Origin of the sequence: Streptomyces chumphonensis, assembly GCF_014779715.1 — a bacterium.
Classification (GTDB): Bacteria; Actinomycetota; Actinomycetes; order Streptomycetales; family Streptomycetaceae; genus Streptomyces; species Streptomyces chumphonensis.
Genome location: NZ_JACXYU010000005.1, coordinates 138,525 through 150,517 on the forward strand (window position 1 = coordinate 138,525; position 11,993 = coordinate 150,517).

Genomic DNA, 11,993 nt, shown 5'->3' on the forward strand with positions numbered 1-11,993 from the left:
TTGGTGAACGACCGTCCCCCGTCGGGTCTGACGACCCCCGCAGGTTCCGGGTTCTCCGGCTACGCCGGTTATGAGGACCCCTACGGGCAGGCCGCCGCACACGGCTACGCCGTCACCGACGCGGACCACGGGTACACCGGTACCGGATACGGCGACGACGACCCGCTGTTCGGCGCGCTGCCGGACGACGGCCGGCACGCGGCGCACGGGACGGCCGAGGCGCAGCCCGCCGCCCCCGGCTACGACGGTTCTCCCATCCAGCAGACCCCCTTCACCTCTTCTCCCTTCACGACGCCCGACCACGACGCGCCCTCCTACACGTCCTCCTACGACGGGGCCTCCTACGGGAACCCGACGTACGACGGCTCCGCGTACGGCGACACCGCGTACGGCATGACGGAGTACGGCACCGGGACGTACGGCGCGGGGGTCGACCTCACCACCCTTCACCCTTCTGATCAGGACAGCAACGCGTTTTCCCCGGCCGCCGGTTACGAAACCGGCGGCTTTTCCACAGATCCGTACGGGGCGGGCACCGCGTACGACCCGCTGACCGCCGAGAGCTGGACGGCCGAGAGCTGGCCCGCCGTCGAGAACCCGCTCTCCGCCATCCCCACGCAGCCCGACCACGGCTGGGCGGACAGCTCCGAAGCCTGGGACACCGGTGCCCACGCCGTCGACGGCCCGCAGAGCCACGAGGCCCCGGAGGGCCCGCCGGTCGACGCCGACGCCCACGCACACGCCCACGCCCAGGACGACCCGTACGGCACGGACCTCGCGGGCCATCCCGAGGCCCCGGGCCGTGCCGAGGACGACACGCGCGACGACCTGCCCCCGGTCTCCGAGGCGGACGACGCCTGGCCGGAGCCGGAGGACGCGGGGGCGACGCCCACGTCGGCACCGCCGTCGGCGGGTGCCGTGCCCGCCGCACGGGGCGGGCGCCGCCGCCGGGCGGCGAAGCCGAAGCGCTCCGCGCTGCTGACGGTCGCCGTCCCCTCGGTGGCCGTGATGGGCGTGGCCGGGATCGCCGCCGCCTCCGTGGGCGGCGGGGTGGCCGAGAGCGCGGAGGACACCCCGGCCCAGGCCGCACCGGACGCCGACACCGTCAAGCCGGCCGCCGTCAACAACAAGCTGGACACCCAGCTCGCCGGCCTCTCCGCCGACGTGCGCGACTTCGGTGACCGCGCCAGCCGCACCCAGGAGCGCATCGACCTCAAGGCGCGTCAGGAGGCCGAGCGGGAGCGGAAGGCCGCCGAGGCGGCGAAGCGCGAGGCGATGCGGCCGAAGTTCGCCCTCCCCGTGGACCAGCGCGGGCTGAGCGCCTACTACGGCCAGGCCGGGATCAACTGGATGTCGGTCCACACCGGCATCGACTTCCCCGTCGGCTACGGCACCCCGGTCAAGGCCGCCACCGACGGCACGGTCACCACCCGCTGGGACATCGCCTACGGCAACATGATGGTGGTGACGGCCGCCGACGGCACCGAGACGTGGTACTGCCACCTGAGCAGCACCCGCATCCGCTCCGGCCAGGTCAAGGCCGGCGACACGATCGGGTACGCGGGCAGTTCGGGCAACTCCACCGGTCCGCACCTGCACTTCGAGGTCCGGCCCGGCGGCGGTTCCGCCGTGGACCCGGTGGCCTGGTTCCGGGGCAAGGGCCTCGACCCCACCTGACCGGCCCGCCCCGACATCAGACCCGACGTCGGCAACGACGCCCCCGAGCGCCCCGCGCACGGATGCGCGCGGAGCCCGCCGGGCGTCCTTCCTACAGCTTCTCCACCGGCGCGTACCGCAGCAGCAGCCGCTTCGGCTTGGGGTCGCCGAAGTCGATCGTGGCCTCCGACTTGTCACCGCTGCCCTGCACGGACACGACGGTGCCGAGCCCGAAGCTGTCGTGCGTGACCCGGTCCCCGACCGCGAGGGAGACCACCGGCCGGTCCTGCACCCGCCGCGTCGCGAAGCCCGAACCGCCGCGCCGCACCGAGGCGGTGGACGACGAGCGGACCCCCGCCGTGGCCGCCGCACCCGCCGGGCCGGAGCCGAGGCGCCGCCAGTCCAGGTACTCGGCGGGGATCTCCTCCAGGAAGCGGGACGGCGGGTTGTAGGCCGGCTGCCCCCACGCGCTGCGCATGCCGGCCCGGCTGACGTAGAGCCGCTGCCGGGCGCGGGTGATGCCCACGTACGCCAGCCGCCGCTCCTCCTCCAGCTCCTTGGCCTGCCCGAGCGCGCGCATGTGCGGGAAGACGCCGTCCTCCATGCCGGTGAGGAAGACGACGGGGAACTCCAGGCCCTTGGCGGTGTGGAGGGTCATGAGCGTGATGACGCCGCTGCCCTCCTCGCGCTCCTCCTCGTCGGGAATCTGGTCGGAGTCGGCGACGAGGGCGACCTGCTCCAGGAAGTCGGCCAGCGTACCCGGGTCGTCCTCGGCCCGGGCCTGCTCGAACTCCAGAGCCACGGCGGCGAGTTCCTGGAGGTTCTCCACCCGCGTCTCGTCCTGGGGGTCGGTGGACGCCTGGAGCTCGGCCAGGTAGCCCGTCCGCTCCAGGACGGCCTCCAGCACGGTGGCCGGCCCGGCGCCGGACTCCACGACCGTGCGCAGCTCCTCCATGAGCGTGTTGAACCGCTTGACGGCGTTCACCGAGCGGGCGGCCATGCCGTACGCCTCGTCGACGCGGCGCAGCGCCTGGGGGAAGCCGATGCGCTCCCGGGAGGCCAGTGCCTCGATCATCGCCTCGGCCCGGTCCCCGATGCCCCGCTTGGGGACGTTGAGGATGCGGCGCAGCGGCACCGAGTCCTCCGGGTTGGCGAGGACGCGCAGGTAGGCCAGGACGTCCCGGACCTCCTTGCGCTCGTAGAACCGCACCCCGCCGACGACCTTGTAGGGCAGCCCGACCCGGATGAAGATCTCCTCGAACACCCGGGACTGCGCGTTCGTCCGGTAGAAGACCGCCACGTCGCCGGGGCCGGCGTCACCCGCGTCCGTCAGCCGGTCGATCTCCTCGGCGACGAACTGCGCCTCGTCGTGCTCGGTGTCCGCGACGTAGCCGGTGATGCGCGAGCCCGCGCCCTCCCGCGTCCACAGGTTCTTCGGACGGCGGCTCTCGTTGCGCTCGATGACGGCGTTGGCGGCGGAGAGGATCGTCTGCGTGGAACGGTAGTTCTGCTCCAGCAGGATCGTGGTGGCGTCCGGGTAGTCCTCCTCGAACTGGAGGATGTTGCGGATCGTGGCGCCCCGGAAGGCGTAGATCGACTGGTCGGCGTCACCGACGACGCACAGCTCGGCCCGCTCGACGGCCGGCTGCTCCCCGTTGCCCTCGCCCACGGCCTCGCCCACGCCGACCAGTTCGCGGATCAGCGTGTACTGCGCGTGGTTGGTGTCCTGGTACTCGTCGACCAGGACGTGCCGGAAGCGCCGGCGGTAGTGCTCGGCGACGTCCGGGAACGCCTGGAGCAGGTGCACCGTGGTCATGATGATGTCGTCGAAGTCCAGGGCGTTGGCCTCGCGCAGCCGCGCCTGGTAGAGCGTGTACGCCTCGGCGAGCGTCTTCTCGAAGGCGTCGCCCGCCCGCCCGGCGAAGTCCTCCTCGTCGACCAGCTCGTTCTTGAGGTTGGAGACCTTCGCGCTGAACGACTTCGGCGGGTAGCGCTTGGGATCGAGCTCCAGGTCGCGGCAGACCAGGGCCATCAGACGCCGGGAGTCGGCCGCGTCGTAGATCGAGAACGAGGAGGTGAAGCCGAGCTTCTTGCTCTCCCGGCGCAGGATGCGCACGCACGCGCTGTGGAACGTCGAGACCCACATCGACCGCGCGCGCGGCCCGACCAGCTCCTCGACCCGCTCCTTCATCTCGCCCGCGGCCTTGTTGGTGAAGGTGATGGCGAGGATCGAGCCGGGGTGCGCCGTGCGGGCGCCCAGGAGGTGGGCGATGCGGTGGGTGAGCACACGCGTCTTGCCCGAACCGGCGCCCGCGACGATGAGCAACGGCGAGCCGTGGTGCACGACGGCGGCACGCTGCTGCTCGTTCAGCCCGGTGAGCAGCGCCTCGGGGTCGATGACGGGGCGCGGCGCACCGTCGCGGTAGTGGGCCTGCGGCCCGCGCCCGCCCGCGTACGCGCCGCTGAACAGCCCGTCGGGCACCTCCTCCTCCGCGTGGCCGGCCTGCCCGGGCACACCGGGGCCGCCCTCGGCCAAAGGCGGCGGCTCGTCCTCCGCGGGGGGTTCGAGGTGGGCCAGGAAGTTGTCGTCGAAGAGGCTGCTCATCGCCTACCGAGTCTAGGGTGCGCCGCTGACGGTCCTCACGCGGTTCCGGGCTTCTAGACTGGCCGGTATGACTGACGCCTCCCGTGCGCCCGTGCCCCACCCCGACCACGACCCCGGGCTGCGTGCCTCGGACGCCGACCGGGAGGCGGTCGCGGAGGTGCTGCGCGAGGCGGCGGGTGACGGACGGATCGACCTCTCGGAGCTGCACGAGCGGCTGGAGCGGACGTTCGAGGCGAAGACGTACGGCGAGCTGGCGCCCCTCACCGCGGACCTCCCGGGGCACCGCGCGCCGACGGCGCCGCCCCCGCCGCCGTCCGTCGACCAGCCGATGGTCCTCAAGACCGGCGCCGGGGACATCACGCAGACCGGGCACTGGGAAGTGCCGCGCCGGATCTCCGCGCACTCGCGGATGGGCAGCGTGAAGATCGACTTCAGCCAGGCGGTCTGCCGGGTGCCCGAGGTCGCCCTGGAGGTCAAGGCCGGCATGGGGGACGTGACGATCGTCGTCCCGCACGGCTGGTCGGTGCGGACGCACGGGGTGCGGGCCCACGTCGGGTCCGTCAGGAACAAGGCCGTCGAGCCGCCGGCACCGGGCGCACCCACCCTGGAGGTGACGGGCTCGCTGGCCCTGGGCGAGGTGCTGGTGCGCTACCCGAACCGCTGGGAGCAGTGGCTCAGGCGGCGCGACGGCGGCGCGTGAGCGGGCCGGGGCGGGGCGGTGGCCCCGGCCCGGCGGCGGCCGGTCACGTCCAGAGGGTCGCGATGAAGATGTTGAGCACGGTGAGCAGCCCGACGGTCCCCATGACGGGGGACGGCACCTTGGCCTCGTCGCGCTTGACGTAGACGAGCCCCAGGATCACCACCAGCACCGCGAGCTTGACGCCGATCTTGAGGTTGTTCACCTCGTTCCCGTCCGCCTGGTGCAGACCGACGAGGCACACGCCCGTCACGAGCATGGTGATCGCACCGTGCAGCATGCCCGGCAGCATCCTGGCTCCACCGGTGCGCAGCGCCTTCGTCTGGAAGAGGAAGCCGCCGAGCAGGGCGGCGATACCGATGATGTGGAGAGCCACGAAGAGGTTGATCAGGACGTCCATGGCCGGAGGGTAACGGGCGGGCCGCCGGGGGCGGCGACCGGGCCGGGGCGTGGGGACGGCCGCCGTTCGGTCGGACCGGGTCGCGCGCCGACGGAAGTCCGGTCGGCGCGGCGTCACGACCGGTCGCAGACGACCGTATCCGGGCGATGCCGGTCATCCGCAGGCCGTGGGGGCGAGCGGCGGCCTAGCGTCCGACCCCATGGCAGCGCATCGCAAGCACCGCAGTCCCCGCACCCGTGACCGCTCACGCCCGAGAACCTGGGCGAGTCTCGCCCTGGCGGGGGCGGCGACCGCGACGGCCGCGGCGTCGGCCGGCGGTGCCGTCGCCGCCCCGCGGCCCGACGCACGGCAGGTGCGCACCGAGGTGGACCAGCTGCACCGGGAGGCCGAGGCGGCGGCGGAGCTGCACCACGCCGCGAAGGAACGTTCCCGCACAGCGGCACGTCAGCTGGACTCCCTGCGCGACGGATCGGCCCGCGCGACGCGACGCGTCAACGCCGCCCGCAACGCGCTCGGTGCCCACGCCACCGCGCAGTACCGCAGCGGCGTGGCCGAACCGGCCGCGCGACTGGCGCTGTCCACCACGCCCGAGGAGTTCCTGCGCCGGGCGTCCACCCGGGAACGCGTCGGGCTGCGGCAGCACCGCACCCTGCGGAACCTGCGCGGTCTGCTCCGCGAGAGCACCCAGCTGCGCGAGGAGGGCACCCGGAAGGCCGGTGCCGTACGCGCCGCCGAACGCGAGGCCCGGCGGCACAAGGAGGCCGCGCGGACCAAGCTGGCCGAGGCCAGGAGCCTGCTGCGCCGTCTCACGCCGCCGGACCGGACGGACGCGACCGACCGTGCGGACGACGGCGGCCGACCGGGCGAGGGCGGGTCCGAGGAGGGCCCCGCGACGCCGGGTACGGGAACGGCCCCCGCCCCACGCCCCGCCCCGGCGCCGGGAGGACGGGCCGCCCAGGCGCTCGCCTTCGCCCGGAACGCCATCGGCACGCCCTACGGCTGGGGCGCGACCGGGCCGGACGCCTACGACTGCTCCGGGCTCACCCAGGCCGCGTGGCGGGCGGCGGGCGTCTACCTCCCCCGCACGACGTACACGCAGGTGGACGCCGGCCGGCGGGTCTCCCGCGCCGAACTCGCCCCCGGCGACCTCGTCTTCTTCTACCAGGGGCTCAGCCACGTGGGGCTCTACATCGGCGGCGGCCAGATGATCCACGCCCCCCGGACGGGCTCGACCGTCCGCGTCGACCGGATCGACACGATGCCCTTCGCCGCCGCCACCCGCCCGGCGTGAGGCCGGAGCCCGCAACGGCTCAGGAGGACCGGCCCGTCACGGGGCCTCGCGCAGAGCGGTCAGGGTGGGGGCCTGGCCCAGGGTGCCGGGGACGGCCCGGCCGATGGCCTCGTCGCCGCCGTCGCGCGAGAGCTCGGCCAGCGCCTGCGTCGGGTCCAGTCCCTTCGCCCGGCACTCGCGCAGCAGCCCGGCCCAGGCCACGGCGGCGTTGAAGGCGGCGTCGCCCGCACCGCCACGCGGCTCGAACCCGGCGGCGTCCTCCGCGTCGGAGGCCCACAGGAAGCCCAGCACACCCTCGCCGGAGCCGACCGCGACGTAGCTGACCGGCCCCTCGGCGACGTAGCCGTAGTCCTCGGACCCGCCGACCGCCCTCGGCCGCAGGTCCTCCGTCATGCGAGGCGTCAGATGGCCGTCGCTGCCCATGTGCTCCACCCGTTCGTCCACGGCCCGGCGTCGCCCGGTGACCGGGACGGTCCGGACCTGCCTGAACCTACGTGTCCTTCACCGCACCACGTGCGTCCGCCTGCCCTACGGGGGCAGGATCTCTCCGTAGACCTGCCATTGCCCATTGTGCATGACCACGCGGGTGACCTGGTACCGCGTCCCGCGCCCCATCAACAGCTCCCGCTCCCCCGCACCGAAGGCGGAGACCTTCTCCACCCACAGCGCCGGGGTGCCCTTCGGGACGCGGAGGTGCAGCACCGCCTCCTTGCCGCTGAACGCCGGGGCCGTGTCGCCCAGCGACGTCGACATGTAGGAGTCGTCCGTGAAGACCTTGCCCTCCATGGCCTGCGGCGGCATGCCGTAGTGCCCGAGGCCGGTGCCCCGCACGACGGTCAGCGTCTCCCCGACGGGCCGCCCGTTCATGGCCTTGTCGATCTCCGCGATGTCGTGCAGCACCTCGGGCGTCCCCAGGGAGGCGTCACCGCGCAGGTAGCCGTTGATCTCCACGTACGTCGGCCCGCTGTGCGGCGGCTCCATCGTGTAGTCGTGCACCGCGTCCTGCTGGGACCGCGGCATGTGCTCCGCGTAGTCGTTCCAGTAGGTGGCTCCGTAGTGCAGGGCCTCGGTGTTGTCCGCGAACGTGACCGCGTCGTTCTTCAGCTCGGCCTCGGCGAAGGCGACCTTCTCGTCCGGGGTGAGCTTGTTCCACTCGGCGGGCGTGATCGGGTCGACGCCGTCCCCGCCGCCGTTCACGGGGCCGGAGGCGTCGGAACCGGAGGAACCGGAGCCGCCGGAGGGGCCGGACCCGGGGCCCGGGGCATCGGGCACGTCCCCGCCCGCATGGGCCGTGGCGTCCCCGGCGGTCTGCCCCGCGCCGACGCCCACGGGCTCCGGCTGCGCGGCTCCCGGAGCACCGTCCAGGACGGCGCGGTCCGCCGCGCTCAGCTCCACGGGCGCCTGGTCGGCCGCTTCGGCGGGGTGACCCGGCGACCGCACCGAGCCGTCCGGGTGGAGCACCGTGCCGTCGGGAGCGATGACGGAACCGTCCGGCGTCTCCACCGCGCCGGCTCCGGGCGGGAGTTCGGGCAGTGGCGAACCCGGCGTGACGGTGGTGCCGTCGGGGAGGCGCATCGTCCCGTCGGGGAGTTCGACGGCGCGTACCGCGCTGAGGTCGGCGAGGCCGGAGGTGACGTCGGTGAGTTTCGGCAGCCCGCGGAAGGTCGCGCTCAACCCGTTGCCGATGTACGTCATCGGGTCCACCACCCGGCCGACCCGCCCGGCCGCGTTCATCACCCGCGCCGCCGTCCCCGAAGCACTCGCACCCCGCACCGCCGTCCCCGTACCCAACGTCGCCACCGTCGTCAGCACGTTGAACGTCACCAACCCCGCCGCACGCCCCGGGTTCTCACCCCACTCGTCCCACGCCACCAGCGACTTGCCGACCTCCTTGGTCGTGTTCAGGCTGTCCTTCATCCACGTCCGCGCCCCCTCCGGCGCCACCGCGTACGTCGCCGCCGCCAGCAACGGGGAGCCGATGATCAGGATGCCGGTGGCCAACTGGCCCAGACCCTTCCAGGAATCCTTGAACGTCTCCCACCCCTGCAACCCCACCAGGCCACCCAGACCCGTCAGGGTGCCCCAGACCCCGTCCACGATGAACCCGTCCCACACATAACTCTTGACCCAGTGACCCACCTCGTACCAGTGGTGGTCCTCCTCGGCCATCCTCCCCCACGGCGTCTCCCCCGCCCGCCGCATGTCCTCCACACTCAGGCCGTACATGTTCGCGCCGTCCGACCCGTCGTTCGCCACCCACCGCGTCCCGTTCACCAACGCCGTGATCTTGTTCGCCGCCGACCGCTCCGCCGCCCAGAACTCCGCCACCGCGGCCGAGATGTCCCCCACCAACGCGTTGTTCGTCTCGATCTTCTCCTCGTCATACGTCCACTCGTCATCGTCCTTGACCGAGTCGACGAACGACTGCGCCTCCCCCTTCAACCGCTCCAGCCTCGCCACGATCGGACGCGCCTCCTCGGCGAACCCGACCAGAGCCCCCGCCACCTTCTCCAGATCATCGGCGAAACCATCCGCCCGGTCCGAGACCGGCCGGGTGGAACCGAACAACTGCTCCGCCTCCGGCGCCGTGTAGAACGCCGACAACCCCTGAAACGTCGAATGCACACCCGAACCGGTATCCCGGATCGCACCCGCGTCCTCCGTCAACGCGGCCGCTTCCTCCTCCAGCAACCCGAAATCACCGGTGAACGACGGCACCCCCGACGGATCCACCCGATCCACCACAGCCCCCGCCCCCCTCTACGATCCTCGCTCGCCGACCCGGCAGGCCGGGCTCCCGTCGTGTCCGTGCCACCCGTTCACCACCCGGCCGATGGCTCGAAACCACACCTATCAGCAGGGGCCTGGCCGGAACAACGCGCCCCCGCCTCCTTCGCGTACATCGCACGTCCTCTTCACCGTCCCGTCGCGCGCCCCGGCGGACGGACCGGACGCCGAGCGGTGTCCCGTGAACGCCGCGCCCCCGCGCCGCGTATGGCCTGGTGAAGGCATGAGCAGGACAATCGGCGAGAAGCGGCCGTGCCGCGGACGCCCGACGACGTCCGCGCGGGAGAAGGGCGGGCAGGGCGATGACGTACACGAACGGTGCGGGCCACCACCGACAGCTGAGGGAGCCGGGCGGGCTGCGCGAGACGGCGGCCCGCTACGCCCTGCTACCGCTGCGCCTCTTCCTCGGCGTGACGTTCCTCTACGCCGGGCTCGACAAGCTGACGGACCCCGGCTACCCGGAGTCGATGGAGGGCCTGCTCCAGTCCATTCCGGGCGCGGCGGCCCCCTGGCTGCTCGACTTGGCGCTCACCCAGCCGGAGGGGTTCGGCTACGCCATCGCCCTCGGCGAACTGGCCGTGGGCGTCGGCACGCTCCTCGGCCTCCTCACGAGGGTCGCGGCGCTGGGCGGGGCACTCATCTCGCTGTCCTTCTGGCTGACGATCAGCTGGGACGTCGGGCCGTACTACTACAGCCAGGACCTTCCGTACCTCATGGCGTGGGTACCGCTGATCATGGCCGGGGCGCCGATGCTGTCGCTCGACGCCGCCGTCGCGGCCCGTCGTCGCCGGCGTGGGGGGCAGCTGTTCGGCTGACGTCCGTTGGGGGCGGGCGAGGGGGCTCACCGGCCGTCCGTCAGCGGCGGGCCGCCACCGTCCCCCTTGCGGCGGCGCACGCCCCGTGCGAGCTGCTGGACGCCCGCGACGCACAGCGCCGCGAGCAGCACGCCGGGCAGCAGGAGGGCGAGGGCGAGGGCGGAGACGTCGAGATCGCCGCGCTCGCGCAGCAGATGGCAGACGGCGAGGGCGAGGAGCCCCAGCCCGAGGACGAACCTGACCGGTTCGAAACGCCGACGGTGCACGGTGTCGTTCACTGCTGCCCCTCATCCCGGCCGACCGCTTCCCGACCGGCCTCCTGTTCCGCCGCCGGTTCCACGATGGCCCGTTCCACGACGGTCTCGCCCATCAGCAGCTTGACGCTCAGCCGGATCGTGCCCCGGGGTTCGGCGTCGCCCCGGGGCCGCAGGGTGACGGTCTCGTCGACGCTGACGCCGCCGCCCTCCCGGCCGTCGCCGTAGGGCGACGTGCCCGGGACCCGGTAGCCGCCGAGGGAGATGTCCAGGTCGAGGACCAGCCGGGCGTTCTCGGGCACGACGATCCGCACCTCCCCCACCTCCGCCGTCAGCGCGCTGCGGACGGTCTCGCCCTCGGCGAGGTCGATCCCGGACAGGTCCAGGACGCCTTCGCCGCTTCCCAGGTCGTAGTGCGGCCGGACGTCCGCGGCCGCCGCGGGTTCCCAGCGCGTGCGGCTCCAGGACGTCGACAGGTCCTCCGGCAGCGCGGCGGCACCGGTGAGCAGACCGGCGGTCATGACGGCCACGAGGACGGTGCCGGCGCCCGTCCGACCGGCGAAGGCGCTCACCACCAGGCCGAGCGCCAGCACGGCCAGCGCGCAGCCCAGCCCCGTCACGAGCGTCGTGGACAGCGCACCGCCGTCCCAGGTGGCGGCGACCCCGATCCAGCCGGCGACGAGAGCGGCGGGCACGACGGCCCAGCCCAGCCGTCGCCCCCGACGCCGGGGGGCCGTCGGGGCGGGACGGGCGGGCCACGCGCCGTCTCCGGGGAAGCCCTGTCCGCCCCACGGCGGGACGGGCGGAGCCGGGGAACCGTCGGCGGGCTCCTGCGGGACGGCGTCGGCCGGGCCCCACAGGTACCCCGTACCCGGCGCCCGCGGGTCCTTGGTGAGCGGCTCCCGCCACCACGAGGGCGCGTGCGGGACGGGCGGCGCCTGCGCCTCGGGCGGTACCTGCGAGACGGGCTCGGGCCCGGCCTCCGCGTCGGCGGCCGCCTCCCGGCGGCGGCGCTGCGACCAGTAGAGCCCGGCGGCGAGCGCCAGGAGGACCAGCAGGGAGAAGGAGACGCCGCGCTGGTCGCCGCTCAGCGAGGCCAGCATCAGCCCGCTCCCGGCGAGGGTGAGGAGGACGGCCGCGAGTCCGGTGCCCTCGACGCGTCCGGACAGCAGCCGGCGCGCCTCGTTCTCGTCCTCGCCCTCCAGCGGCAGCAGCAGCCACGCGAAGCCGTACAGCAGCAGCCCGAGGCCGCCGATGACGGAGAGGACGGCGAGCGGAACGCGCAGGATCACCGGGTCGACGTCGTAGTGCCGGGCGAACCCGCCGCACACACCGGCGACGACCTTGTTCCGCCTGCTCCGCTCGGGCAGGGCGGACCGTTCGTCGTCCGGCGCCGCGTCCTGTGCCGCCCGCGTCCCCGCGCCACCCTCTTCGGCACCCGTGCGGTCGCCCTCGTCACTCACCATGCCGACCATGGTGGCCGGTCCC

At 73.6% G+C, this 11,993-nt stretch carries 10 protein-coding genes; 4 read left to right on the forward strand and 6 right to left on the reverse strand.

The window, feature by feature from the left end; all coding sequences use genetic code 11:
• The first annotated feature begins 3 nt into the window (after positions 1-3).
• Complete coding sequence (locus tag IF129_RS12465) at positions 4-1,677, forward strand: M23 family metallopeptidase (RefSeq protein ID WP_318153699.1); 1,674 nt, start codon at positions 4-6, stop codon at positions 1,675-1,677.
• Positions 1,678-1,768: 91 nt separating this feature from the next.
• On the opposite strand, the gene pcrA is transcribed toward IF129_RS12465, so the two are convergent.
• Entirely contained in the window at positions 1,769-4,261 is a 2,493-nt protein-coding gene (pcrA, locus tag IF129_RS12470; RefSeq protein ID WP_191209659.1) for a DNA helicase PcrA, read from the reverse strand.
• Between the two features lie 67 nt (positions 4,262-4,328).
• Between pcrA and IF129_RS12475 the strand changes: the two genes are divergently transcribed.
• Positions 4,329-4,961: a DUF1707 SHOCT-like domain-containing protein gene (locus tag IF129_RS12475; RefSeq protein ID WP_191209660.1), complete on the forward strand. Its 633-nt coding sequence runs from the start codon at positions 4,329-4,331 to the stop codon at positions 4,959-4,961.
• 43 nt (positions 4,962-5,004) lie between these two features.
• Here the strand turns inward: IF129_RS12475 and IF129_RS12480 are convergent, their stop codons facing one another.
• A complete protein-coding gene (locus tag IF129_RS12480) occupies positions 5,005-5,358 on the reverse strand; it encodes a hypothetical protein (protein WP_191209661.1) in 354 nt (117 codons plus the stop codon).
• Positions 5,359-5,557: 199 nt separating this feature from the next.
• Between IF129_RS12480 and IF129_RS12485 the strand changes: the two genes are divergently transcribed.
• Positions 5,558-6,649, forward strand: coding sequence for a C40 family peptidase (locus tag IF129_RS12485; RefSeq protein ID WP_191209662.1), 1,092 nt, complete (start codon positions 5,558-5,560; stop codon positions 6,647-6,649).
• 36 nt (positions 6,650-6,685) lie between these two features.
• Here IF129_RS12485 and IF129_RS12490 read toward each other — a convergent pair whose 3' ends face one another.
• Both IF129_RS12490 and IF129_RS26945 read right to left on the reverse strand, forming a co-directional pair.
• Positions 6,686-7,072, reverse strand: a complete 387-nt coding sequence (locus tag IF129_RS12490; protein ID WP_191209663.1) for a hypothetical protein — start codon at positions 7,070-7,072, stop codon at positions 6,686-6,688.
• Between the two features lie 105 nt (positions 7,073-7,177).
• Entirely contained in the window at positions 7,178-9,274 is a 2,097-nt protein-coding gene (locus IF129_RS26945; protein ID WP_191209664.1) for an ADP-ribosyltransferase, read from the reverse strand.
• A 464-nt stretch (positions 9,275-9,738) separates the two neighbouring features.
• Between IF129_RS26945 and IF129_RS12500 the strand changes: the two genes are divergently transcribed.
• Positions 9,739-10,251 (forward strand): DoxX family protein, encoded by a 513-nt coding sequence (locus IF129_RS12500; RefSeq protein ID WP_191209665.1) that lies wholly within the window; start codon positions 9,739-9,741, stop codon positions 10,249-10,251.
• Between the two features lie 26 nt (positions 10,252-10,277).
• Here the strand turns inward: IF129_RS12500 and IF129_RS12505 are convergent, their stop codons facing one another.
• Positions 10,278-10,529: a hypothetical protein gene (locus tag IF129_RS12505; RefSeq protein ID WP_191209666.1), complete on the reverse strand. Its 252-nt coding sequence runs from the start codon at positions 10,527-10,529 to the stop codon at positions 10,278-10,280.
• On the reverse strand, positions 10,526-11,971 hold the full coding sequence (locus tag IF129_RS12510; protein WP_191209667.1) for a PspC domain-containing protein: 1,446 nt from the start codon (positions 11,969-11,971) through the stop codon (positions 10,526-10,528). Before IF129_RS12510 ends, IF129_RS12505 begins: the two co-directional genes overlap by 4 nt.
• Between the last annotated feature and the right edge of the window lie 22 nt (positions 11,972-11,993).

Bases quoted from the DNA above. Each gene is read 5' to 3' on its own strand.
- pcrA (WP_191209659.1), bottom strand. From the start codon at position 4,261: ATGAGCAGCCTCTTCGACGACAACTTCCTGGCCCACCTCGAACCCCCC.
- IF129_RS12475 (WP_191209660.1), top strand. From the start codon at position 4,329: ATGACTGACGCCTCCCGTGCGCCCGTGCCCCACCCCGACCACGACCCC.
- IF129_RS12480 (WP_191209661.1), bottom strand. From the start codon at position 5,358: ATGGACGTCCTGATCAACCTCTTCGTGGCTCTCCACATCATCGGTATC.
- IF129_RS12485 (WP_191209662.1), top strand. From the start codon at position 5,558: ATGGCAGCGCATCGCAAGCACCGCAGTCCCCGCACCCGTGACCGCTCA.
- IF129_RS12490 (WP_191209663.1), bottom strand. From the start codon at position 7,072: ATGGGCAGCGACGGCCATCTGACGCCTCGCATGACGGAGGACCTGCGG.
- IF129_RS12500 (WP_191209665.1), top strand. From the start codon at position 9,739: ATGACGTACACGAACGGTGCGGGCCACCACCGACAGCTGAGGGAGCCG.
- IF129_RS12510 (WP_191209667.1), bottom strand. From the start codon at position 11,971: ATGGTGAGTGACGAGGGCGACCGCACGGGTGCCGAAGAGGGTGGCGCG.